Annotated in this window: 16 protein-coding genes; 13 read left to right on the top strand and 3 right to left on the bottom strand. The window is 66.7% G+C overall.

The window, feature by feature from the left end; all coding sequences use genetic code 11:
• Positions 1–119: 119 nt before the first annotated feature.
• Positions 120–1,730 (bottom strand): phosphoenolpyruvate carboxykinase, encoded by a 1,611-nt coding sequence (locus VSX60_RS07900; RefSeq protein ID WP_327623604.1) that lies wholly within the window; start codon positions 1,728–1,730, stop codon positions 120–122.
• A 460-nt stretch (positions 1,731–2,190) separates the two neighbouring features.
• Between VSX60_RS07900 and VSX60_RS07895 the strand changes: the two genes are divergently transcribed.
• The 5 genes from VSX60_RS07895 (at position 2,191) to VSX60_RS07875 (ending at position 6,153) form a co-directional block, all read left to right on the top strand.
• Entirely contained in the window at positions 2,191–2,895 is a 705-nt protein-coding gene (locus VSX60_RS07895) for a response regulator transcription factor (protein ID WP_327623603.1), read from the top strand.
• A gap of 7 nt (positions 2,896–2,902) precedes the next feature.
• A complete protein-coding gene (locus VSX60_RS07890) occupies positions 2,903–4,723 on the top strand; it encodes a sensor histidine kinase (protein ID WP_327623602.1) in 1,821 nt (606 codons plus the stop codon).
• Positions 4,720–5,175 carry an HPr kinase/phosphorylase gene (locus tag VSX60_RS07885; RefSeq protein WP_327623601.1) on the top strand — a complete coding sequence of 152 codons (456 nt, stop codon included), beginning with the start codon at positions 4,720–4,722 and terminating at the stop codon, positions 5,173–5,175. Before VSX60_RS07890 ends, VSX60_RS07885 begins: the two co-directional genes overlap by 4 nt.
• A 193-nt stretch (positions 5,176–5,368) precedes the next feature.
• On the top strand, positions 5,369–5,770 hold the full coding sequence (locus tag VSX60_RS07880; protein ID WP_253962784.1) for a PTS sugar transporter subunit IIA: 402 nt from the start codon (positions 5,369–5,371) through the stop codon (positions 5,768–5,770).
• A complete protein-coding gene (locus VSX60_RS07875) occupies positions 5,770–6,153 on the top strand; it encodes an HPr family phosphocarrier protein (RefSeq protein WP_442872848.1) in 384 nt (127 codons plus the stop codon). Before VSX60_RS07880 ends, VSX60_RS07875 begins: the two co-directional genes overlap by 1 nt.
• Positions 6,154–6,170: 17 nt before the next feature.
• On the opposite strand, the gene VSX60_RS07870 is transcribed toward VSX60_RS07875, so the two are convergent.
• Entirely contained in the window at positions 6,171–7,970 is a 1,800-nt protein-coding gene (locus VSX60_RS07870; protein ID WP_327623600.1) for a hypothetical protein, read from the bottom strand.
• 198 nt (positions 7,971–8,168) lie between these two features.
• Here VSX60_RS07870 and ahcY point away from each other — a divergent pair, with 198 nt between their 5' ends.
• From ahcY to trxA, 8 genes are all read left to right on the top strand, one after another.
• The gene (gene ahcY / locus VSX60_RS07865) at positions 8,169–9,563 is read left to right on the top strand and encodes an adenosylhomocysteinase (RefSeq protein WP_327623599.1); all 1,395 of its coding nucleotides are present in this window, start codon (positions 8,169–8,171) and stop codon (positions 9,561–9,563) included.
• A gap of 218 nt (positions 9,564–9,781) precedes the next feature.
• Positions 9,782–12,388, top strand: coding sequence for a PAS domain-containing sensor histidine kinase (locus VSX60_RS07860; protein ID WP_327623598.1), 2,607 nt, complete (start codon positions 9,782–9,784; stop codon positions 12,386–12,388).
• Between the two features lie 20 nt (positions 12,389–12,408).
• The gene (gene tsaE, locus VSX60_RS07855) at positions 12,409–13,983 is read left to right on the top strand and encodes a tRNA (adenosine(37)-N6)-threonylcarbamoyltransferase complex ATPase subunit type 1 TsaE (protein WP_327623649.1); all 1,575 of its coding nucleotides are present in this window, start codon (positions 12,409–12,411) and stop codon (positions 13,981–13,983) included.
• Entirely contained in the window at positions 13,980–14,723 is a 744-nt protein-coding gene (locus tag VSX60_RS07850; RefSeq protein WP_327623597.1) for a nucleotidyltransferase family protein, read from the top strand. The genes tsaE and VSX60_RS07850 overlap by 4 nt, the downstream gene beginning before the upstream one ends.
• Positions 14,724–14,903: 180 nt before the next feature.
• A protein-coding gene (locus VSX60_RS07845) for an IS3 family transposase (RefSeq protein WP_327623596.1) occupies positions 14,904–16,006 on the top strand; the annotation gives its coding sequence in 2 pieces (ribosomal slippage) (positions 14,904–15,165 and positions 15,165–16,006; 1,104 coding nt in all).
• Positions 16,007–16,506: 500 nt separating this feature from the next.
• Positions 16,507–19,641 carry a double-strand break repair protein AddB gene (addB, locus tag VSX60_RS07840; protein ID WP_327623595.1) on the top strand — a complete coding sequence of 1,045 codons (3,135 nt, stop codon included), beginning with the start codon at positions 16,507–16,509 and terminating at the stop codon, positions 19,639–19,641.
• Positions 19,638–23,279 (top strand): double-strand break repair helicase AddA, encoded by a 3,642-nt coding sequence (gene addA, locus VSX60_RS07835; protein WP_327623594.1) that lies wholly within the window; start codon positions 19,638–19,640, stop codon positions 23,277–23,279. The genes addB and addA overlap by 4 nt, the downstream gene beginning before the upstream one ends.
• Before the next feature lie 56 nt (positions 23,280–23,335).
• Positions 23,336–23,653 carry a thioredoxin gene (trxA, locus tag VSX60_RS07830; protein ID WP_327623593.1) on the top strand — a complete coding sequence of 106 codons (318 nt, stop codon included), beginning with the start codon at positions 23,336–23,338 and terminating at the stop codon, positions 23,651–23,653.
• A gap of 94 nt (positions 23,654–23,747) precedes the next feature.
• Here trxA and VSX60_RS07825 read toward each other — a convergent pair whose 3' ends face one another.
• Positions 23,748–24,146, bottom strand: a complete 399-nt coding sequence (locus VSX60_RS07825; RefSeq protein WP_327623592.1) for a (R)-mandelonitrile lyase — start codon at positions 24,144–24,146, stop codon at positions 23,748–23,750.
• Positions 24,147–24,211 lie beyond the last annotated feature (65 nt).

Raw genomic sequence — 24,211 nt, 5'->3', positions numbered from 1 at the left:
ATAGAGGGTCTTCGGCGATCGCAACGCGCCCGCCCCACGCCGCGCCTCCCGGCAAACGAAAAGGCCCGCGGCCGGGGCCGCGAGCCTTTGCTCGAACGAACGGTCTTTGCGTGGCGGGGCTATTCGGCCGCCATCGCCTGGGCCGGCGCGGCCTCGAGCACGTCGGCATCGACGTGGCTCTCGAATTTCGCGAAGTTGTTGCGGAACATTTCGACCAGCTTTCTCGCCTGGGCGTCGTAGGCCGCCGTATCGGCCCAGGTCGAGCGCGGGTCGAGGATGGCGCTGTCGACGCCCTCCACCGCGACCGGCACCTGGAAGCCGAAATTCGGATCGGTGCGGAACTCGGCGTCCTTCAGCGAGCCGTCGAGCGCGGCGGCGAGAAGCTTGCGAGTCGCCTTGATCGGCATGCGATGGCCGGTGCCGTAGGCGCCGCCGGTCCAGCCGGTGTTGACCAGCCAGCAATCGACGTCGTGGCGACCGATCAGATCGCGTAGGAGATTGCCGTATTCCGAGGGGTGACGCGGCATGAACGGTGCGCCGAAGCAGGTCGAGAAGGTCGCCTCGGGCTCGGTCACGCCCTTTTCCGTGCCGGCGACCTTCGCGGTGTAGCCGGACAGGAAGTGGTACATGGCCTCGGCCGGGGTCAGCCGGGCAATCGGCGGCATCACGCCGAACGCGTCGGCGGTCAGCATGATGATGTTCTTCGGATGGCCGTCGCGGCCGGTCTCGCTGGCATTCGGGATAAAGTGCAGCGGATAGGCGGCGCGGGCGTTCTCGGTGAGCGAACCGTCGTCGAAGTCGGGCACTCGATCAGCATCGAGGACGACGTTCTCCAGCACCGTGCCGAAGCGGCGGGTGGTCGCGAAGATCTCGGGTTCGGCCTCGGCCGACAGACGGATCGTCTTGGCGTAGCAGCCACCCTCGAAATTGAAGATGCCATCCTCGCCCCAGCCGTGCTCGTCGTCGCCGAGGAGGGTGCGGTGCGGGTCGGCCGACAGGGTCGTCTTGCCGGTGCCGGATAGGCCGAAGAAGACCGCCGCGTCGCCGTCCGGACCGACATTGGCCGAACAATGCATCGGCATGACGCCGCGCTCCGGCAGGAGGAAATTGAGTGCCGAGAACACCGACTTCTTCATCTCGCCGGCATAGGAACTGCCGCCGACCAGAACGATCTTGCGCGTCATGTCGACGGCGATCACCGTCTCGGAACGGCAGCCGTGACGCTCCGGATCGGCCTTGAACGACGGCAGGTCGATGATCGTCATCTCCGGCACGAAGTCCTTCAGTTGATCCTCAGTCGGACGGATCAAAAGCGTGCGGATGAACAAGGAGTGCCAGGCGTATTCGGTGACGACGCGCACGCGGATCGCATTGGCCGGATCGGCGCCGCCGATCAGATCCTGCACGAACAGATCACGGCCTTTCGCGGCGGCCTTGAAATCGTCGTAGAGCCGCTCGAAAACCTCGGGCTCCATCGCCGCGTTGTTGTCCCACCAGACCACGGGATCGGTGGTGTCGTCGCGGACGAGGAATTTATCCTTCGGCGATCGGCCCGTGTGCTTGCCGGTGACCGCGGCAAAAGCACCGTGCGCCGTCAACTGTCCCTCGCCCCGCCTGACGGCGGTCTCCACCAGTTCCGCTTCCTTGAGGTTCCACCGTACCGAGGACAGATCCGACAATCCCGTCGTCTCGATCCCGCTATTGGCGTTGCGCGTGCCGATCTCGTCCACCCGTCATCTCCCATGCCGTGCGGCCGCTCCTCAGCAAGCGGTCTCGCAATAGACCTGCTTGATACTGCCCGAGGGCCTGCCGATCAACCCGATTCATCCGGGAATGCTTAATCGAAACAGGATGTTAATCGATTTAGACTGGCGATGGATCATTCTAATCGGTTCGATCCGCTCTACAAATCGTTTGATATGTCGGCGATTTTTTTCGCACGATGCTCCGCAACGGGGGCGCGGCCTTTCGACTTTAGCGCCCGCGGCTTTGTAATTTTGTCATTCCGCCACATTTACCGCAGATGGGCGATACTATCGCGCCAACAGCGGGGAGGTCCGGATCGACCGGCCTTCTCCCAGAAGGGACAGGCCTGCCGCCGGACAAAAGACCGTCGGCAACCGGCGAGACAGCTGGGCGCTTCAAACGACAGCGATGTCGCGTGGAGGGTGGAAAATGGAGAGTACCGCAATGCCTACGATCGCCCTGGTCGACGACGACAGGAATATTCTCGCGTCGGTTTCCATCGCGCTTGAAAATGAGGGCTACCGGGTCGAGACCTACACCGACGGGGCGTCCGCCCTCGAAGGTCTGCAGTCGCGCCCACCCAATCTTGCGATTTTCGATATCAAGATGCCGCGCATGGACGGCATGGAACTGCTCAGACGCCTGCGGCAGAAATCCGATCTGCCGGTGATCTTCCTGACGTCGAAGGACGAGGAGATCGATGAGCTCTTCGGCTTGAAGATGGGCGCCGACGACTACATCCGCAAACCGTTTTCGCAGCGGCTTCTGGTCGAGCGGGTGCGGGCGCTGCTGCGGCGTGGGGCGGCGCGTGAGGGCGTCGCCAAGACCGGCGTGCCGACGCCCGAATCCTCGCTCGAGCGCGGTCAGCTGGTCATGGACCAGGAACGGCACACCTGCACCTGGATGGGCCAGCCGGTCACCCTGACGGTGACCGAGTTCCTAATCCTCCACTCGCTCGCCCAGCGGCCGGGCGTGGTGAAGAGCCGTGATGCCCTGATGGACGCGGCCTATGACGAGCAGGTCTATGTGGACGACCGCACGATCGACAGTCACATCAAGCGGCTTCGCAAGAAGTTCAAGGTGATCGACGACGATTTCGACATGATCGAGACCCTCTACGGCGTCGGCTATCGTTTCCGCGAAGCTTGAGGCGCGCATGGTCTCGATAGCCGAGCCCAACGAGGACGACGGCGGCGGTGTCGGGCCGAAGGGGCAGCGCCGCGAGGCGATCCTGCGCAAACGGCTGCGGCGGCTGCCGCTGATCCGACGCGTCCTCTATCAGGCGCGGCGACTGCTCGGCCATACGATCTTTTCCTCGCTGACGCGGCGCATCGTCTTCCTCAACCTCGTGGCGCTGATCGTCCTCGTCTCGGGCATCCTCTATCTCAACCAGTTCCGGGCCGGGCTCATCGACGCGCGCGTCGAAAGCCTTCTGACCCAAGGCGAAATCATCGCCAGCGCCATCGCGTCATCGGCGACGGTCGAGACCAACTCGATCACCCTCGATCCGGAGCGCCTCCTGGAACTGCAGGCCGGCGACACGCTGGCCCCAAGCGCCGACATCACCGACAGCCTGGAGTTTCCGATCAATCCGGAGCGCGTCGCGCCATTGCTGCGCCGGCTGATCTCGCCGACCCGCACGCGGGCGCGGCTCTATGACCGCGACGCCAATCTGATCCTCGATTCGCGGCATCTTTATTCGCGCGGCCAGATCCTGCGCTACAATCTGCCGCCCGTGGCCGAGGAGGAGCCGGCCTTCGTCGACGCGGCGGTCAACTGGTTCCGTCATCTGTTCCAGCGCAGCGACCTGCCGATCTATCGCGAGACGCCGGGCGGATCGGGCGCCGCCTATCCGGAGGTGATGAACGCGCTGACCGGCGGCCCGGCCACGGTCGTACGGGCCACCGAGAGCGCCGAACTCATCGTCTCGGTGGCGGTGCCGATCCAGCGCTTCCGTGCCGTGCTCGGGGTGCTGCTCCTGTCGACCCAGGGCGGCGACATCGACAAGATCGTCCAGGCGGAGCGCATGGCGATCGTCCGGGTTTTCGCCGTCGCCGCGATCGTGACCATCGTCCTGTCGATCCTGCTCGCCTCGACTATCGCGACGCCGCTGCGGCGCCTCTCGGCGGCGGCGATCCGGGTTCGGCGCGGCGTCGACGAGCGGGCGGCGATCCCCGATTTCGGCGATCGCGCCGACGAGGTCGGCAATCTCGCGACCGCTCTTCGCGACATGACCAATGCGCTCTATGCGCGTATGGACGCGATCGAATCCTTCGCCGCCGACGTGTCCCACGAACTGAAAAATCCGCTGACCTCGCTGCGCAGCGCGGTGGAGACGCTGCCGCTGGCCCGCACCGAAACCTCCAAGAAGCGCCTGCTCGAGATCATCCAGCACGACGTCCGGCGGCTCGACCGGCTGATCACCGACATCGCCGACGCCTCGCGCCTTGACGCCGAACTTGCCCGACAGATCGCCCAGAAGGTCGATCTGGCCGCGCTTTTACGCTCTGTAGTCGATGGCGCCCGCGGCAATTCGCGGGCGCGCCGTGATGTGAAGATCACCTTCGAGAAGCAACGATTGCCCGCTTCGATGAAGCGTGGCTATGTCGTTACCGGGCATGATCTGCGGCTCGGCCAAGTGTTCACCAACCTGATCGAGAACGCCCGATCCTTCGTCCCGGAGACCAACGGCCGGATCGATGTCCTCTTGCGTAGGCGCGGCCAGCGCGTCGTCGTCACGATCGAGGACAACGGACCGGGCATCCAGGCCGAGATCATCGACCGCATTTTCGAGCGCTTCTACACCGACCGTCCGGCCGAGGAAGATTTCGGACAGAACTCCGGCCTCGGCCTGTCGATCAGCCGGCAGATCGTCGAGGCCCATGGCGGCACGCTGCGGGCGGAAAACATCGAGGACGGGGACGCGCCGAATGGTGTCGCCGGCGCCCGCTTCACCGTCTCGTTGCCGGCCGAATGAGCCAGTCCGCCAATCTGCACGGCTGCGCGATCGCGATCGGCGGTCTGGGTGTCCTGGTTCGCGGCCCGGCGCGCAGCGGCAAGTCGGCGCTCTGCCTGTCCGCCTTGCGGCGCGGCGCTTCGCTCGGCCTTCCCGCCCGCCTCGTGGCCGATGACCGGGTCGTCGTAACGCGAAGCGACGCCGGCATTGTCCTGAGCGCTCCGGCCAATCTGCGCGGGCTGATCGAGGTTTCGGGAATCGGCATCCTGCGCGAGGAAACTGTGGCTTCCGCCGACCTCGGCCTCGTCGTCGATTTGTGCGATCCGACGGCGATCGAGCGCCTGCCGGAGAACGGCACGATCACGATTCTCGATGTCAGCGTGCGCCATGCCCGCCTGCCCGCGCGCGCTGCTGCCTTCGGCGCCGACATCCTCGTCTCCCTTGTCATGTCGCCCTTGGTCGACGGTCGATGACGTTCATCGATCGATTCCTGCGGGTATGCGCTATCATTTGACTTGCGCATCGGCGGCAGGATGACAAGATGCGCCCGCTACTGACCGGAGGCTGATGCGCCTGCCGTCGCCAGGTCACGGCGACCGGTGAGACCGGTCGCCGATTTTAGGGAGTTCATCAAATGTCGGGCCAGGCAATCCAAGCGTTGTGCGCATGATCGGGTTGGTACTCGTGACTCACGGCCGGCTCGCCGACGAATTTCGGCACGCGGTGGAACATGTGGTCGGTCCGCAGGACGCCTTCGAGACGATCTCGATCGGCCCCGAGGACGACATGGAGCAGCGCCGCGTCGACATCGTCGAGGCCGTCGCCCGCGCCGAACGGGGTGACGGGGTGATCATCCTCACCGACATGTTCGGCGGAACGCCTTCTAATCTCGCCATTTCGGTGATGGATGGCACCCATGTCGACGTGCTCGCGGGGGTGAACCTGCCGATGCTGATCAAACTGGCGAGCGTGCGGGAGGAAAAGCCGCTTGCCGAGGCGCTCGTCGCCGCACAGGAAGCCGGCCGCAAATACATCAATGTCGCCAGCCGCGTCCTCAGCGGAAAATGATGACGCGACGCCTCGACAATTCTGACCCTCATGAAAAACCAAAGACGGTGACCGGGGCGGAAGTCCCGTCTGTCGCGGTCGCGCCGCCCCGCGGCAAGGGCGCCGACGGGCCGCCGCCGCCGCGCAGCCTGACAATCGTCAACCGGCGTGGTCTGCACGCCCGCGCCTCCGCCCGCTTCGTCCAGACCGCCGAGGCCTTCGACGCCGAATTGACGATCTCGCGCGATGGCCTGACCGTGGGCGGTCAGTCGATCATGGGCCTGATGATGCTGGCGGCCAGCCAGGGAACGGTCATCGAGGTAGCGGCGCGGGGAGCGGACGCCGAAGCCGCGCTCGATGCGATCGAAGCGCTTGTCGCTGATCGCTTCGGCGAGTCCGCCTGAACGGCGGACCGCATCGCTTAATCAGCCGAGCCGGGACGGTCGGCTGCATTGCCGTCGTCCGCGTCGGGCGCTCCTTCAGCCGTCCCGTCCGGAGAAACGGAAGGCGATCCCGGCGACGCGGAATCCGACGCCTTCACATCGGGCTGCTCCGCGTCGGCATCGGGGGCACCATCAGCGGACGAATCGGAGATGATCAACCCCCACAGATCGTCGGTCGCCTTGCGCGCCCGCTCCATCGGCAACACGATCCGGCCCTCGCTCACCGCCGCCGTCAAATTGTCGCGCAGGCCGGCGGCGATCCGGTCGCCCCCGGCGGCGGCGATCGACGCCCAGCCATAGGCACGCATCAGGTTACGCGGCATCGTCGCGCCTTCGTAATAAGCAAACGCCAGGCGACGGATCGTCGACCAATCATGCGCCTCGAACGCGCCGACCTCGATCTGGCGCTGCGATTCGCCGATCTTGGTCCGCCGCCAGCGCTGCAAGGCCTCGTCCTCGGCTACGGCCAGCTCGTCCGGGCTCAGCCGGCGGCGGAGCGCGTCGAGACTGGCGTTTTGGACGGACAGCCGGTCCGCCTTGGCCAGGAGCATCGCGACATAAGCGCCGCGCAATTGCTCCTGGGCGATCGCGACGCCGGGATCGAGCGCCAGTGCACGGGCAAGAAGGCCGATCGCGGCCCGGTTGTCCGAACCGGCCGCGGGCAGGAGGAGCGTCACGCCACGCGCGATATCCTGCGGAACGCCCCGGCCTTCGATCAACGCCTCGGCCGCCGGCAGGACCGCTTCGATCGGTCCGTCGGGGGCGAGCGTGATCGTCGTCGGATCGACGAGCGCGATGAGCTGCGACGTTCCTGCCACAACCGTCGGGTTGAGAGCCAGAATATCCTCAGCGCCAATTGCCCCTTGCGTCAGGCTGGCGAGGTCGAGGGGCGATGCCGGATCGAGCGACACCTCGAGCCGATCCGGCTGGGTCAAAAACGACTGGATCGTCGCCGACCAGCCGCGCGCCATCTCCTGAAGGCGCGGGCTCTGCCCCCCGGGAAGCTCGGAAAATAGCGCCGTCACACCAATTCCGGCCATCATCGAGGCCGTGCCGCGAGCCTGCTCGGCGGTCATGCCCTGCTGCCCGCCGAAGACCTCGTACAGCACCGAAGCGAGACCTGCGTCGGCGAAGGCGATCCGGGCCGATCGCAGCTGGCCCGCGAGTTTCGGGCTTCCGCCCGCCTCGGCGTCGTCGAAACCCTCGAGCGGCGCGAGAACATGGAAGCCTTCGAGGTCGGCGGTGATCTCCAACGTGCCGGCACCGTCGATCCGCAGCGACGCGCTCAGATCGTAATCCGCCGCCGCCGCGTCCACGCGGCCGGTCAACGCGACATCCCCCGTCACGATCTCCCGGTCCAGCTTGCGCAAGACGGCGCGTGTCGTGGGATCGAGCGGCAGGGCCCGCGTGTCGACGGCGACGTTCTCATACACGGCCTCGTCGCCGGACACGCGGAGTTGGCCGATGCTCGCTTGGAGGGCGTCGCGGCGAATCTCAAGGTCGGTCACCACCAGTGACCGGGTCACCGGATCGTAGCGGCGTGTCCCATAGGTGATCTCGGCGACACTGCGGCCCGCATAGACGACAAGATCGAACAGATAGGGGGAGTAGGGAAGCGCGAAGGCGATGAACCCGTCGGGCCATTTGGCGTCCGCCGTTGCCACCGGTCGCTGCGCCGGAACGATCTGGGCAGCGACGGCCTGGGCCGCGGCGGTCTGGACGCTCGTCACACCCATAGCGGCCATGGCCGCAGCCAGCACCGCAATCTTCACGCCCATGCGGCCGTCCTCCCCGACGATATCCCAGCGGGCCAAGCTACCGCGAAACGCCGTGCCGTCAAAATGCCGCACCCCATCAAGACATAAGCAAATGTTTATATCCTCTTGCCGCGACGGTCTCCGCCTGCTATGGCGTCGCCGAGAACGCTGGAGCCAGGCTCCGGCACGATATTCTTTTCCAGCACGAATGGACGCCGCATGGCCAACGACTACGTCGTCAAGGATCTCTCGCTCGCGGACTGGGGCCGCAAGGAGATGGACATTGCCGAAACCGAAATGCCAGGCCTGATGGCCTGCCGCGAGGAATTCGGCGCCGACAAGCCGCTCAAGGGCGCGCGGATCACCGGGTCCCTGCACATGACGATCCAGACCGCGGTGCTCATCGAAACGCTTCAGGCGCTCGGAGCCGAGGTGCGCTGGGCGTCCTGCAACATCTTCTCCACCCAGGACCAGGCCGCGGCGGCGATCGCCGCCACCGGCACGCCGGTCTATGCGATCAAGGGCGAAAGCCTCACGGACTACTGGACCTATACCGACAAGATCTTCCAGTGGCCGGACGGCCAGCCCACCAACATGATCCTCGACGACGGCGGCGACGCCACGATGTACATCCTGACCGGCGCGCGCGCCGAGGCCGGCGAGGACGTCCTGTCCAATCCCGGCAACGAGGAAGAGGAGATCCTCTTCGCGCAGATCAAGAAGCGCATGGCCGAGACGCCGGGCTTCTTCGCCCGCCAGCGCGATGCCATCAAGGGCGTCACCGAGGAGACCACCACCGGCGTCAACCGGCTCTACCAGTTGCAGAAGAAGGGGCTGCTGCCGTTTCCGGCGATCAACGTCAACGACAGCGTCACCAAGTCGAAATTCGACAACAAATATGGCTGCAAGGAATCGCTGGTCGACGGCATCCGCCGCGCGACCGACGTGATGATGGCCGGCAAGGTCGCCCTGGTCTGCGGCTATGGCGATGTCGGCAAGGGCTCGGCCGCTTCGCTCCTCGGCGCCGGTGCCCGGGTCAAGGTGACCGAGGTCGATCCGATCTGCGCCCTGCAGGCGGCGATGGACGGCTTCGAGGTCGTGACGCTGCAAGACGCGGCGCCGACGGCCGACATCATCATCACCACGACCGGCAACAAGGATGTCGTGCGCATCGACGACATGCGCGCCATGAAGGACATGGCGATCGTCGGCAATATCGGCCATTTCGACAATGAGATTCAGATCGACGCGCTGCGCAATCTCAAATGGACGAACATCAAGCCACAGGTCGACATGATCACCTTCCCGGACGGCAAGCGGATACTGCTTCTGTCCGAGGGCCGACTGCTCAATCTCGGCAATGCCACCGGCCATCCGAGCTTCGTCATGTCGGCGTCCTTCACCAACCAGACGCTGGCGCAGATCGAACTCTTCACCAAGAGCGAACAGTACAAGAACGAAGTCTATGTGCTGCCGAAGCATTTGGACGAGAAAGTTGCACGGCTGCATCTCGACAAGCTCGGCGCAAGGTTGAGCGTCCTCTCTGAGGAGCAGGCCGCCTACATCGGCGTGACGCCTCAGGGTCCCTACAAACCCGAGCATTACCGTTACTGACACCGTCGCGTCGTCAGCACATTCAGAAGAGCCGTCGGGATGCAAGCTATCCCGGCGGCTTTTTCTTTTTGGCGGACCCGCTTTCTTCTGGATTGCGTAAGATCTTACAGGAGTTACCATGACCGAATCGCGGCGGTCCGGGGGCGGCTGGCCGGCGTGATCGCGTTTCCTTGAGTCATGTCTCGAAAAAGCGGCGGCAACATACGGGGGCAGACAAGATGATCGAGGGTTTCGGATCCGGGCGCGCGGGCGCTTTCCGGACAAGGAGCGATTCCGATCCCATCGGGCTGGTAGCGAATGACAGAGGGCCGAGCGACGGGGCCATCGCCGCGGCGGCCAGCCTGGCTCTGGGGATCATCCTGACGCCGGTAGTCGCCCGCGCCCAACTGTACACAATCGCCGGCGGCGTCGACGCTATGCTGAGCCCGGTCGACGTGTTGTATCTCGCGCTTCTCGCCATGCTGCTGGGTGCCGCCATGCTGAGCGCGGTCTTCCTGATCCGCCAGCGCGCGGCGATCGCCGCCGAGAACGAAACCTTGCGCGCGAGCCTGGCCGAGAGCCGCGCCGAGGCCGACGCGCGAGCCGCGCTTCTGGCGGCAGGCGCGGAACGGCTCGTCGTCTACGCCGGAGCGGGCGAAGCGGAAGTCTTCGGCATCCTGCCCGGAACCTGCGGAGCGCCAGCGGAGGAAAAGCGCTTTCTCGCCTTCACCGACTGGATGCCGCGGCAGGACGCTGAGAGCCTCGCCGGAGCGATCGGCAGGCTGCGTAGCGACGCCGAAACTTTCCGGCTCGAGATCGACCTGCAGCGCGGCCGCATGATCGAGGCGACGGGCAGCACATTGGGGGGCCTCGCGGTGGTGCGGTTCGTCCTTCTGGAAGGCGTGCGCGAACGGCTTCATGAGCTCGATGTCGCCCACCGCCGCTCGCTCGCGACGATCGAGACGATGCAGAACCTCTTCGATGCCGCGCCGCTGCCGATCTGGCTGCGCGATCAGGACGCCCGTCTGACCTGGATCAACGAGGCCTATGCGCGTGCTGTCGATGCGAGGACGGTTGCCGACAGCCTCGACCGGCAGATCGAATTTCTCAGCGAGCAGGATCGCCGGACGATCGCCGCGCGCCTCAGTGAGGATCGGATCTTCTCCGGCAAGCTGTCGACGGTGGTCGAGGCCGACCGCCGGAACTTCGCCGTCGTCGAGGCGTCGGGTCCGCTCGGCTCGGCCGGAATCGCGATCGACGTGTCGGAAACCGAACAGGTTCGCATGGAGCTGCGCCAGACCATCGACAGCCAGTCCGAGACGCTGGATCAATTGACCACGGCGGTCGCGCGGTTCGACGAAAAAACCCGCCTGACCTACTACAACGCGGCGCTGCAACGGCTGTTCGACCTCACCAACGCCTATCTGGAGTCCGAGCCCGACCATCTTTCGCTGCTCGACAATCTCAGGACACGCGGCATTCTGCCGACGGAAAAGCTGTTCCGCAGCGAAATCCAGGACCAGGATCTCGCCGCCTATCGGGCGACCGAGCCGACGGAGACGCTGTGGCATCTGTCGGACGGGCGTACCCTCAGGGTCATCGCGACACCGCAGCCGCGCGGCGGCGCCACCTGGGTGTTCGAGGACATCACCGAAAAGCTGGAACTGGAAAGCCAGGTCAAGTCGACCGTCCAGCTGCAGCGCGAGACCATCGACTATCTGAGCGAGGCAGTCGCCGTGTTCGGCAGCGACGGGCGGCTGCGGCTATCGAATCCGGCCTTCGCCGAGATGTTCGGCTTCGATCCGGACTATCTCCTGTCGCGGCCCCGCATCCACACCCTGCCGGACCTTGCGACCGTGACGATCCCGGCGGACGGCGACAGCGCGCAAGGCGCGGGATGGCCCTTGTTCAGCCAGGCGGTCACCGCCTTCGACGAGGCCGGGCGCGATACGGAGACCGGCGAACTGACGCTCTCCTCGGGTCACACCATCGCCTACGGTATCGTGCCGCTGCCGAACGGCCAGACCATGCTGACCTTCTCCGACATTTCCGACGCCCGCGAGGCCGAGCGGATGCTGCGCGAAAAGAACGAGGCGCTGGAACAGGCGAACCAGATCAAGAACGATTTCGTCCAGCATGTGAACTACGAGCTGCGCTCGCCGCTGACCAACATCATCGGCTTCTCGGCGTTGCTGCGCTCGCGTGATACCGGCCCGCTCAACGAACGCCAGAACGAGTATCTCGGCTATATCTCGACCTCGACCTCTTCGCTGCTGACGATTGTCAACGACATTCTGGACCTGGCCACGGTCGACGCCGGCATCATGGAACTCGAATTGTCCGAGGTCGACATCGCCGCCACGGTCGAACATGCGGTCGACGGCGTGCGCGAGCGCCTTGCGGACGCCGAGGTCACGCTCGATGTCGATCTCAGCCAGGCCGGCGGGACATTTTTCGCCGACGGCCATCGCCTGACCCAGATCCTGTTCAACCTTTTGTCCAACGCGGCGAACTTCGCGCCGTCGGGCTCCGCCGTCGCGATGACGGCGCGGCGCGAGGCCGGCACGATCTCCTTCGGGGTGACCGACCACGGCCCCGGCATCGCCCCCGACCGGATCGATCGGATGTTCGAGCGCTTCGAGGCCAGCACGGCCGGGGCACGGCAATCGGGCGCCGGCCTTGGGCTGTCGATCGTCAAGAGCTTCGTCGAACTGCACCACGGCACGACGCACATCGATTCAGGCCCCGATCGCGGTACCACCGTCACCTGCACCTTCCCGCTCGATCCCACCTCGCCTGGTGAGATCGGTTCGGAGCAGGCGCGATTCGAGGACGCGGCCGAGTGACCGCCCTAAATGCCCCGCGGATGATCGACGACACGTTCCCCGAATCCCCGCCGCTCGCCGCGATTGCCTGCCTGACGCTGGCCGACGACGCGGCGACGCGGCGGCTCGGCACCGATCTGGCGCTGGCGCTCACACCTGGCGACGTCGTCGCGCTCGTCGGCGATCTGGGCGCCGGCAAATCCACCCTGGCACGGGCGGCGATCCGCACGCTGGCCGACGACCCCGGCCTCGACGTGCCCTCGCCGACCTATACGCTGGTCCAGGCCTACGCGACGACGCCGCCGGTCGCCCATTTCGATCTCTATCGCCTCGCCGGCGACAATGAGCTCGACGAACTCGGCTTCGAGGACAGCGCCCGCGACGGCATCGCCCTGGTCGAATGGCCGCAGAACGCGCCGAGCGCCCTTGCCGCCGCCACGATCGTCGTCGAACTCGCCATGGCGCCGGGCGGCGGACGCATTGCCGCGATCAGCGCGACCGAGACCGCCGGCACCCGCATCCGCCGCAGCCTCGCGATCCGCGAATTCCTCGCCGGAGCCGGCCTTGCCGAGGCGCCCCGCCGCCGCTTCACCGGCGATGCCTCGACGCGCCGCTACGAGACCGTCGAGGCCAATAGTGAAACGCTGGTCCTGATGGACGCGCAGCGCCAGCCGGACGGGCCGCCGGTTCAGAATGGCCTCCCCTACAGCCGCATCGCCCATCTCGCCGAAGACGTCCCCCCCTTCGTCGCCGTCGCGCAAAGCTTGGTCGCGGCCGGCTTCGCCGCCCCGGGGATCCGCAAGGCCGATCTCGACAACGGCTTGCTGCTGATCGACCATCTGGGCTCGGACACGCTGCTCGACGATGCCGGCCGGCCGGTGGCCGAGCGCTACGAGGCGGCCGTCGCCTGCCTCGCCGAGCTGCACGCCACGCCCTGGCCGCGCGAGATGCCGGTCGCGGACGGCATCGTCCACCCTATGCCCGCCTATGATCGCGACGCGATGCGGATCGAGGTCGAGCTGATCGTCGACTGGTATCTGCCCCGCGCCAAGGGCCGTCCCGCCACGGACAACGAGCGGGCGTCCTTCGCCGATATCTGGAACGGCCTGTTCGACGCTCTCGCCGCCGCCGAGACCAGCCTGACCCTGCGCGACTTCCACTCGCCCAACATCATCTGGCGGCCCGAGCAGGCCGGTCGCCAGCGCATCGGGCTGATCGATTTCCAGGACGCCGTCATCGGCCCCTCGGCCTACGACGTCGCCTCGCTCAGCCAGGATGCGCGCGTCGATATCCCGGCGGAACTCGAAGCCCGGCTGATCGCCCACTACGTCGCGCTGCGCCGGGCCGAGGGCGGCTTCGACGCGGACGGTTTTCAGCGCGCCTATGCCATCATGGCGGCGCAGCGAGCGTCGAAAATCCTCGGCATTTTCGTCCGCCTGCTGGAACGGGACGCCAAACCGCAATATCTGCGTCACATACCGCGGATAAAGGCCTATCTTCGGCGCACGCTCGGCCATCCCACTTTGGCCGCGCTCCGCGCCCTTTACCAGGACTGGGGCGTTCTCGACGAGCACGCCGCGCCCCAGCCCATCAGACCCTCGGATGACACCGCATGATCGAAAAACCCGCCGCCGCCTTCAAGCCAACCACCGCGATGGTGCTTGCCGCCGGCCTCGGCAAACGGATGCGCCCGATCACCTCGACCATCCCGAAGCCGCTGGTGGAAATTCGCGGGAAGGCGCTGATCGATTACGGCCTCGACGCCCTGGCCCGCAACGGCGTCAAGAAGGTCGTCGTCAACGTCCATTACCTGCCCGACCTGATGCGCGCGCACTTACGCAAGCGCAAGGACATGGAGATCGTCATCTCGGACGAGCGCGACGAGCTGCTGGATTCGGGCGGCGGCATCGTCAAGGCGCTGCCCGAGCTCGGCGCCGAGCCGTTCTACGTGATCAATTCCGACACCTTCTGGATCGACGGCTACCGCGACAATCTCAATTTGCTGGCGAGCCTTTGGGACCCCGCCCGCATGGACGTCTCGCTGTTGATCGCCGACATGCGCCAGGCGACCGGCTATGACGGACCCGGCGATTTCGTCATGGACGCCGAGGGGCGGCTCACCCGCGTCGAGGAGCGCGACATGTCGCCCTTCATCTATGCTGGCGCGGCGATCCTCAAGCCGCAGGTGTTTGCCGGCATGAAGGAAGAGAAATTCTCGCTCAACCGCATTTTCGACAACGCCATCGACGCCGACCGGCTGTTCGGCGTCAGGCTCGGCGGCCTGTGGATCACCGTCGGCACCCCCGCCGCGATCCCGCTGGCGGAGGCAGCGTTTGTGGCGAGTGCTGCCGCGTAGGGGGAGTGTTTTGCCGTCGTCGTTGCAGAATTCAATGTCGTCAACGACGCTGTCCATGTCGGCATCAGCACGCAACGAAAATCTGCTCCATCACCGATTTGATCTGCTCCCGCAAAACTGGATCGTTCTGAACTGGAGTTTTCCGCGGTAACATTCCCTGGCCGGGAGGAGCGGAGAACGATGAAGGCATCGAAGTTTTCGGACGCGCAGAAGGCGTTCATCCTGAAGCAGGGAGGCGACGGGATCCCGGTTGCGGAGATCTGTCGGCGAGCCGGGATCAGCCAGGCGACCTATTTCAATTGGAAGAGGAAATATGACGGCCTTTTGCCGACGGAGATGAAGCGGCTGAAGCAGTTGGAGGACGAGAACGGCAAGCTGCGCAAGCTGGTTGCGGATCTGTCTTTGGACAAGGAGATGCTGCAGGACGTCATCCGCCGAAAACTGTAAGGCCTGGTCGCAAACGCGAGCTGGTGGCTGAGGCCTGTAAGGAGTGGAACGTATCGATCCGGCGAGCCTGCCAGGTTCTGGAATTCGACACGTCGACGTATCACTACAGGTCCCGCCGCCCCGATCAGGCTGGCTTGGCAGCTCGGATCAAGGATATCTGCATGACGCGCGTCCGGTATGGCTATCGGCGCGTGCATGTCCTGCTTCAGCGCGAGGGCTGGAGCGGCAACATCAAGCGAACCTACCGGATTTACAGGGATCTGGGGCTTCAACTGCGAAACAAGACGCCGAAACGTCGGGTCAAGGCTAAGCTGCGTGACGACCGGCAGGAGGCGGTTTGTCCGAACGAGGTCTGGGCCATGGACTTTGTCCATGACCAGTTGGCGACGGGCAGGAAGATCAGGGTGCTGACGATCGTCGATACGTTCTCTCGATACGTGCCGGCCCTCGAGCCGCGGTTCAGCTACCGGGCCGAGGACGTCGTCAAGACGCTCGAGCAGGTGTGCCCTGTCGTCGGCTATCCCAAGACGATCCGCGTCGATCAAGGCACGGAGTTCGTCTCGCGGGATCTCGACCTGTGGGCCTATACGAAGGGCGTGACCCTGGACTTCTCACGGCCGGGAAAGCCGACGGACAACGCCTACATCGAAGCGTTCAACGGTCGTTTCCGGGCGGAATGCCTGAACCAGCACTGGTTCCTGTCGCTTGCCGACGCCGCGGAAAAGTTGGAGGATTGGCGCAGATACTACAATGAGCAGCGCCCGCATGGGGCGATCGGGAACAAGGTCCCGATCTCGTTCATGAATTATGATGGCGCTGCCGGCCCGCCGTCGTAACGAAGCCCGGAAACTCCAGCTTCCGGCGATCCAATGAATGGGAGCGGAGCAGCGCAGGGAGTTGGTCGGGACTCTGTCGGTCTTTGAATCGGGGGCAGGCGCCCGAACTTCGTCGTGTTGGTCGGTCATTGCTCAGGCCCCTTGGATGCTACCTCTACCGGCTGAATAGGCGGTAATGCAACCCCGATGACTTATGTACAGGCGCGATCATTTTTTAATCGTAAAGTGACCGGACGTGCTGCTTTGGGTGATGAAATTGCGTGGACGAGAGACTTGCAGCCCTTCTGGCCTTTGCGGGCCCGAACGCACTTACATGCAACCTTCCGGTCGTGCAGTTCGGACAATCCGGGTCACGTCCGGATAGGTGGGTATCCGCCAGAAACCCGGCTGATGAAGTGAATCGTATCGTTCGTGCTTGCCAGTTTCAATGTTCAAGGTCGTGGGTAGCGTTTATTAATAGCCCCCTCACGAATCATCCCCATCCCCGCTAGTCTGCCGCGATGAGCGCGCGCATCCTTTCGATTCCGCCGGGCCGGCCCTTCCTGACCACGCTGGCCGAGGCGCTGCTTGCCGGCCGGCTGGTGCCGTCGTTTCGCTATGACGGCGCGCCGCTGGCGCTGGCGGACGTGACCATCTACGTCCCCACCCGCCGCGCGGCGCGGGCGCTTGCGTCCGAATTCGCGCTAGCGATCGGGGCGCGGTCGTCATTAGAGAATGGGGCCGGGGCCGGCGGCAGCGCCATCCTGCCGGTCATCCGGCCGATCGGCGAGGGCGACGATACCGGCCTGTTTGCGCCCGCCGGGCCGAGCCTAGAGCCGGCGATGGGGGCGCTGGAACGCCGGCTCCATCTCGCCCGCCTCGCCCGCCACTGGCGCGCCATGACCGACCGGGGCGCCTTTCAGGCGTTGATCGGCGAAGACGCGGTGCTGCCGACCTCGGCCGCCGACGCGCTGTGGCTGGCGGGCGATCTCGGCGCGCTGCTCGACGAGGTCGAGACCGAGGGCACCTCGCTCGCCCAACTGGCGACGCTCGCGCCCGACGCCCTCGCCGACTGGTGGCGGCTGACGCTGACCTTCCTGTCGATCGTCACCGAGGCCTGGCCGACGGCGCTGGCCGCCACCGGCCAGGTCAGCGAGGCGGCGGCGAAGAACGCCTGGCTTCGCGCCGAAGCCGAGCGGCTGCGCAGCGGCGGCGCGCGCGGCCCGGTGATTCTGGCCGGCTCCACCGCCACGGCGCCGGCGACGCTCGACCTGATGCACGCCATCGCGCATCTGCCCGACGGCGCGCTGGTGCTGCCCGGCCTCGACCGGCATCTGGAACCGGAGACCTTCGCGGCGATCTCGCGCGCCGCCTCCGTCGCCGCGCCGGGCCATCCACAATACGGACTGAAGACGATCCTGACGCGCTTTTCGTTGGCGCCGGAGAGTGTCGATCATCTCGGGGACGGGCTGGATCCGGGGCTGGCGGCGCGCGAGGCCTTTCTCGCCGATGCGCTGCGCCCGGCCGAAACCACGGACGTCTGGAGCGGCGCGGCGGCACGGCACGGCCCCGAGGCGCTCGACGGCCTCGCCTTGATCGAGGCGGGCGATGCCCGCGAGGAGGCGCTGGCGCTTGCCGTCGCCATGCGCGACGCGCTGACCGACCCGACCGCGCGCGCCGCGCTGATCACGCCGGACCGCAATCTCGCCCGCCGCGTCGTCGCCGAGCTGTCCCGCTTCGGCATCGCGGCGAATGATTCGGCCGGCTCCCCGCTCGCCGCGACGGCGCCGGGAACCCTGCTCGCGACCACCATCGCCGTGGCGTTGTCGCCGGGCGATCCGATCGCCCTCGTCTCGCTGCTCAAGCATCCGCTCACCCGGCTCGGCCTCGGCGGCGGCGAGGCGCGGCGCGCGGCGCGGGCGATCGAGATGATCGCGCTGCGCGGCTCGGTCGGAGTGGCGGACGGGGCGCGGCTCGGCACGATCATGCGCGAGCGGCGGGCGGCGGTCGAGGAAGACAGCCACGTGGCGCGGCCGGTGAGAAATCTGCCCGAGGCGGAACGCGATCTGGCGCAGAGGATGGCCGACCATCTGGAACGCGCGCTCGAACCGCTGACGGCGCTGCGCGGCGGCGAGGAACGCGAGATCGCCGCCTATGCGGTGGCCCTCACCCAGTGTCTGGAAGCGATCGCCGCCGACGCCGAGGGCGACGCCTCGGAGCTCTATGCGGAAGAGGCCGGCCGCGCCCTGACCGACTTCCTCGCCGATCTGGTGCAGGCGCCACAGACCGGCTTCGGCTTCGCGTCCGGAGAGTTCGGCGACGTCATGGCGGCGCTGATCGCCGGTCAGACGGTGCAACCGCGCGGCGGCCTGTCCGCCAGGGCCTTCGTCTGGGGCACGCTGGAAGCGCGGCTGCAGAGCGTCGATACGGCACTGCTGGGCGGCCTCAACGAGGGCAGTTGGCCGGCGGGGGCGAAGAGCGGCGCCTTCCTGTCGCGGCTGATGCGCCGGGAGATCGCGCTGGACCCGCCGGAGCGGCGCATCGGCCTGGCCGCCCACGATTTCTGGATGGCGATGGGGGCGAAGCGCGTCGTCCTGTCGCGATCCCGGCGCTCCGGCGGCGCCCCGGCGATCGCCTCGCGCTGGCTGCAGCGCATTCTGACGCTCGCCGGGGACGAGGGCGCGGCGCGGCTGCGGGAAGCGGGCGCGCCGTTCCTCGCCCATGCGCGCCAGCTCGACGTGGCGGCGCCGGTGCCGCGCGCAAGCCGGCCGGAACCCAGACCGCCGCTCGCCGACCGCCCGACACGCTATTCGGTCACCGATGTGGAGACGCTGATCCGCGATCCTTATGCGATCCACGCGCGCAAGATCCTGCGATTGGAGCCTCTGCCCGATCTGATGCGCGACCCGCACGCGGCCGAGCGCGGCAGCCTTTATCACGAGATTCTCGCCCGTTTCGTCATCGACGGCAACGACCCGCTGGCCGAAGACGCCGTGGCGCGGCTTCTGGCGATCGCCCGCGAGCGCTTCGACGCCGAGGCGCTGCCGGCCGACATCGATGCGGTGTGGTGGCCGCGCATGGAAACGCTGGCGGACAACTACATCGTCTGGGAGCGTGGTCGCGCCGACCGGGTCGCCACCCGCCACGCGGAGGCCGGCGGACGCTTCGACTTCACCGATCTGTCGACGCGGCTGACCGGTTTCGCCGACCGCATCGATCTCCTCACCGACGGCTCGGTCGAGATCCTGGATTTCAAGACCGGGGCCAATCCCTCGGTGTCCCAGGCCCGCGCCCTGCTTGCCCCGCAGCTGCCGCTGGAGGGCGCGATGGCCAAGCTCGGCGCCTTCGCGGACGCGGGAAAGGTCTCGCGGATTTCCGACCTCGTCTATGTCCGGCTGCGCGAACGGGCGCTGACGGAGGACCGGCTCGCCACCGATGGCGGGCGCAATGGCGAGCCGGTCGACCCGGACGCCCTCTCCGACGAGGCGCTGGCGAAGTTTCGCGCGCTGGTCGCTGCCTTCCGCGACGAGGCGAAAGCCTTCACCTCGCGCACACGGCCGTTTCTGACGGGCGATTTTTCCGGCGATTACGACCATCTGGCGCGGGCGCAGGAATGGTCGATCGGGGCGGACGAGGGCGGCGAGGTTTCCGCATGAGCCAGTTTGTCGGCATCGCCGAGACCAGCCGGCTGCAACAGATCGCCGCCGATCCGAGCCGCTCGGTCTTCGTGTCGGCCAATGCCGGCTCGGGCAAGACCCACGTTTTGACCGAGCGGGTGGTGCGGCTGTTGCTCGCCGGAGCGGAGCCGTCGAAGATCTTATGCCTCACCTACACCAAGGCGGCGGCCGCCGAGATGTCGACACGGGTGTTCGGCCGGCTGGCGACATGGGCGACAGCTAAGGACGCCGCGCTGCGTGAGGAACTGGCCAAGCTCGATGGCGCGCCGGCCTCGAACACGCGTCTCAGGGCCGCCCGCCGCTTGTTCGCCGAGGCGCTGGAAACGCCGGGCGGGCTGAAGATCCAGACCATCCACGCCTTTTGCGAGTCGATCCTGCACCAGTTTCCGCTGGAGGCGAACGTTCCCGGCCATTTCGAGGTGCTCGACGACGCCGGGAGCGCCGCTCTGCTCGGCGAGGCCCGCCGCCGGCTGATCACCGGCGCAAGCCGCGCCGAGGACGACGCCAATGAGGCGCTCCCGCTCGGCGAAGCCTTTGCCACGGCCCTGTCGCTGGCCGGCGAGTGGGGCCTCGATCAGCTGATCGGCGAGATCGTCCGCAAGCGCGACGCGATCCGCCGGCACATCGACGCGGCCGGCGGCCTCGATGGCGCCCTCGCCCTGCTGCGTTCGGCGCTAGGCCTTGCGCCGGACGAGGACGAAGCGGCGATCCTGGCCGACGCCGTTCCCGCTCCGGGCTTCGACGAAGCGTTTTGCCGCGACGTCCTGACGGTCGCCGAAACCAGCCCGAAGGCGACCGACAAGAAGCTGGTCGATCGGTTAAATGCGCTGCTCGATCCCGGTACCGATGCGGCGCGCTTCGAGGCGCTGCGCACGGTCTGCCTCAAGAAGGACGGCGGGCCTTACAAGCCGGGAAGCGTCGCCACAAAATGGGTCACCGATTTCTTCGAGGATTTCGCCGACCGCCTTCAGCAGCTCGCGGACCATGTGCTCTCCATGGAAAACCGCCTCGCCTCGGTTCGTCTGTTCCGGGCGAGCGCGGCGGCGCTGGTCATTGCCGATGAATTCGAGCGCGACTACGCCATCCTCAAGCGCCGGCGCGGCAAGCTCGATTTCGAGGATCTGATCGTCAGGACCGCCGATCTCCTGACCCGCGCCGAGGCCTCGGCCTGGGTCCACTACAAGCTCGACCAGGGGATCGACCATGTGCTGATCGACGAGGCGCAGGATACCAGTCCCCGCCAGTGGCAGGTGATGCGCCAGCTGGTCGACGAGTTCTTCGCCGGTGAAGGCAGCCGCGAGGTCACGCGGACGGTGTTCGCCGTCGGCGACGAGAAGCAGTCGATCTATTCCTTCCAGGGTGCCGATCCGGCGAAGTTCGCCGAAGAGCAGCGGACGATGAGCGGGAGCGCGCAGGCCGCGCGGGCAAGCTTCGAGGCGGTGCGGCTGACCCAGTCCTTCCGCACGGCGAAGGATGTGCTCGACGCGGTCGATCGCGTTTTTGCCGACGCCGACAACCGCCAGGGACTATCCTCCGACGACCTTCCTCCGACGCACCAGACGGCGCGCGACGACGGGCCGGGGCTGGTCGAGATCTGGCCGGTCTATCAGGCTGAAAAGCGTGAGGAGCCGCGCGATTGGCTGAAACCGGTCGACGAGGAACCGGAGAATTCGCCGAGCAACCGTCTGGCGCGGCGGATCGCCGGGCAGATCGGCGAATGGCTCGGCGACCCGATCGTCCACAAGGGCAAGCGGCGGGCGCTGACGGCGGGCGACATCATCATCCTGGTGCGCAAGCGCTCCGGCTTCGTCGAGGCGATGGCCAAAGCCCTGCGGGACGCCGACATTCCCGTCGCCGGGGCCGACCGGCTGGTGATCACCGACCATATCGCCGTCAAGGATCTGATGGCGCTCGGCCGCGCGGTGGTCAATTTCGATGACGATCTGTCGCTCGCCGAAGTGCTCAAGAGCCCGTTCTTCGGGTTTTCCGACGACGAATTGATGGCGCTCGCGCTGTCGCGGGAGCCGCGCGAGCCGCTGTCGCTCGGGCTGCGGCGCCTGTGCGGCGAGACAGGCACGGCGCGCCTGCCGGACTTCGTGCCGGACGAAACGGCGCCCGCCTTCATGGCCAAGGCGCGGGCGGCGCTGGCGCAGCTCGAGGCCTTGCGCGACCGTACCGGCTTCGAGACGGTCTTCGCCTTCTATGCGCGCCTCCTCGGCCCCGAGGGCGGACGGGCGCGCCTGACCGCGCGGCTCGGCGCCGACGCCGGCGAGGTCATTGACGCCTTTCTCGATCTCGCGCTCGGCGCCGAGGAGGCGGGCGAGACCGGCCTCGACGCGTTTCTCGCGACCCTTTCCGCCGACCCGCCGCAGATCAAGCGCGAGATGGAGCAGGGCCGCGGCGAGGTCCGGATCATGACGACCCACGCCTCCAAGGGGCTCGAAGCGCCGGTGATCTTCCTGGTCGATCCGGGCTCGGCGCCATTCTCGCATGCCCACGGGGCGCGGCTGATGGAATGGCTTGACATGCCGGGGCTCTATCCGGGGCAGGCGCCGGGATTTTTATGGCGCGCCGCCAAGGAGCTCGAAAACGACGCGATCGCGGGGCTGAAGGAAGCGGAGAAGCTTCGCGCCGAAGAGGAATACCGGCGGCTCCTCTATGTCGGCATGACCCGCGCGGCGGACCGTCTCGTCGTCTGCGGCGTCGCGGGCGTGCGCGGCCCCAACGAGAATTCCTGGCTGCAGCGGGTCCAGGCGGCGCTGCGGCAGGATTGCGAGGAGGTGACGGACGCCGAGGGCGGGGTCACCGCATGGCGCTTCGGTTCGCGCGGCCCCGGTGACAAGCTGGCGGCCGTGAGCACCGATCGGGGAGCAGCGCCGAGGCCGCTCGACCTGTCGCCGCTGCCGCCCGAGATCCTGCCGCCACGACCGCTCTCGCCATCCTCGGCCGGCGATGCCGCGGAGCTCAGTTCCGACACGCTGGCGGCTGGCGAAGTGCAAGCCTTCGTCTCGCCAGTGCTGGGCGAAGGGTCCGGCCGTTCGGGCGAGCCCTCTTTCGCGATTCGCCGGGGCCTCATCGTCCACAAGCTGTTGCAGGTGCTACCCGACATCGCGCCCGACGAACGGGAGACAGCGGCCCGCCGCTATGTAACGCTCGGCGCCCCCGAGATGAGCCCGCGCGATCACGATCAGCTGATCGGATCGGCGCTTGGCGTGATGGCGGAGCCGGCCTTCGCCCCGATCTTCGCGGCCGACAGCCGGGCCGAGGTCTCGGTCGCGGGCGACATTTCACTGGGTGGCCGAACCTATCGCGTCAACGGCACCATCGACAGGCTGGCGGTGACGGACACCAAGGTCCTGATCGTCGACTACAAGACCAATCGCCCGCCGCCCCGGACTTTGGACGCCGTCGCGCCGGCCTATATCCTACAGCTGGCGCTCTATCGCGAGCTCTTGAAGCCGCTCTATCCCGCCCATGCGATCGAGGCCGCGCTGGTGTTCACCGAGGCGCCGCTGCTGATCGCGCTCGCGCCGAGCCTCATGGATAAGGTCATCGCGCGGCGAAGCACCGTCGCCGCCGGCGCAACGCAGCGTCAAGAGGATGCCCCGCCGGCTTGATTTGGCGGACCACCCCTTCTACCTGTGTCTCGAACAAGGATTTTGGGAGCCGCCTGATGGCCACGACAAAAATCGACACCAACAATTTCAAGACCGACGTTCTGGAGAGCGACAAGCCCGTCGTGGTCGACTTCTGGGCGGAGTGGTGCGGCCCCTGCAAGATGATCGCGCCGAGCCTCGAGGAAATTTCCAACGAAATGGACAATGTCCGGATCGCCAAGGTCAACATCGACGAAAACCCGGACATCGCCGCGCAGTTCGGCGTCCGCTCGATCCCGACCTTGATGATGTTCAAGAACGGCGAACCGGCGTCCGTCCAGGTCGGCGCGCAGTCGAAGTCGAAGCTCGTCGACTGGATCAAGGGCGCCGCCTAAGCGTTCCCAGCCTCGCGCGTTTCACGTGAATCAGAAAAAAGCCCGGGCGGATTGTCCGGGCTTTTTTCATGTAGCGGTTCTGTTCGACGCGCCGTCAGGCCGTGGCGTATTCCTCGTCGCTGACATGCTCCAGCCAGTCGACCGCGACGCCATCCTTCGCCTCCTGCATGGCGATGTGGGTCATCATCGTGTCCGGCCCGGCGCCATGCCAGTGCTTTTCGCCGGGCGGAATCCAGATCACGTCGCCGGCGCCAATCGACTGGATCGGTTCGCCAAAAGTCTGGAACCGGCCGGTTCCTGCGGTCACATAAAGGGTCTGTCCCAGCGGATGGGTGTGCCACGCGGTGCGGGCGCCCGGTTCGAACATCACCACGACCGCCCGCAGGCGCGCCGGCTCCGGCGCCTCGATGATCGGGTCCTGCCAGACCGTGCCGGTGAAATAGCTGGCCGGCACCCGCCGGGTCGGTACTGACCCGCGACGCTTGATCTCCATTGTCCTCTCCCTGCCTTTCCACGATCGACCGGCCGCCTCGTCGTCCGGGCGGCCATGCTTCCACG

Source organism: Aurantimonas sp. A3-2-R12 (genome assembly GCF_036016755.1).
Taxonomy (GTDB): domain Bacteria; phylum Pseudomonadota; class Alphaproteobacteria; order Rhizobiales; family Rhizobiaceae; genus Aurantimonas; species Aurantimonas coralicida_A.
Note: the sequence above shows the minus strand (reverse complement) of the source record. Positions and strands in the feature narration are given on the sequence as shown.

What these genes read in the sequence shown, in the direction of transcription:
- VSX60_RS07895 (WP_327623603.1), top strand. Translation starts at nt 2,191, where the DNA reads ATGCCTACGATCGCCCTGGTCGACGACGACAGGAATATTCTCGCGTCG.
- VSX60_RS07890 (WP_327623602.1), top strand. Translation starts at nt 2,903, where the DNA reads ATGGTCTCGATAGCCGAGCCCAACGAGGACGACGGCGGCGGTGTCGGG.
- VSX60_RS07885 (WP_327623601.1), top strand. Translation starts at nt 4,720, where the DNA reads ATGAGCCAGTCCGCCAATCTGCACGGCTGCGCGATCGCGATCGGCGGT.
- VSX60_RS07880 (WP_253962784.1), top strand. Translation starts at nt 5,369, where the DNA reads ATGATCGGGTTGGTACTCGTGACTCACGGCCGGCTCGCCGACGAATTT.
- VSX60_RS07875 (WP_442872848.1), top strand. Translation starts at nt 5,770, where the DNA reads ATGACGCGACGCCTCGACAATTCTGACCCTCATGAAAAACCAAAGACG.
- VSX60_RS07870 (WP_327623600.1), bottom strand. Translation starts at nt 7,970, where the DNA reads ATGGGCGTGAAGATTGCGGTGCTGGCTGCGGCCATGGCCGCTATGGGT.
- ahcY (WP_327623599.1), top strand. Translation starts at nt 8,169, where the DNA reads ATGGCCAACGACTACGTCGTCAAGGATCTCTCGCTCGCGGACTGGGGC.
- VSX60_RS07860 (WP_327623598.1), top strand. Translation starts at nt 9,782, where the DNA reads ATGATCGAGGGTTTCGGATCCGGGCGCGCGGGCGCTTTCCGGACAAGG.
- tsaE (WP_327623649.1), top strand. Translation starts at nt 12,409, where the DNA reads ATGATCGACGACACGTTCCCCGAATCCCCGCCGCTCGCCGCGATTGCC.
- VSX60_RS07850 (WP_327623597.1), top strand. Translation starts at nt 13,980, where the DNA reads ATGATCGAAAAACCCGCCGCCGCCTTCAAGCCAACCACCGCGATGGTG.
- addB (WP_327623595.1), top strand. Translation starts at nt 16,507, where the DNA reads ATGAGCGCGCGCATCCTTTCGATTCCGCCGGGCCGGCCCTTCCTGACC.
- addA (WP_327623594.1), top strand. Translation starts at nt 19,638, where the DNA reads ATGAGCCAGTTTGTCGGCATCGCCGAGACCAGCCGGCTGCAACAGATC.
- trxA (WP_327623593.1), top strand. Translation starts at nt 23,336, where the DNA reads ATGGCCACGACAAAAATCGACACCAACAATTTCAAGACCGACGTTCTG.
- VSX60_RS07825 (WP_327623592.1), bottom strand. Translation starts at nt 24,146, where the DNA reads ATGGAGATCAAGCGTCGCGGGTCAGTACCGACCCGGCGGGTGCCGGCC.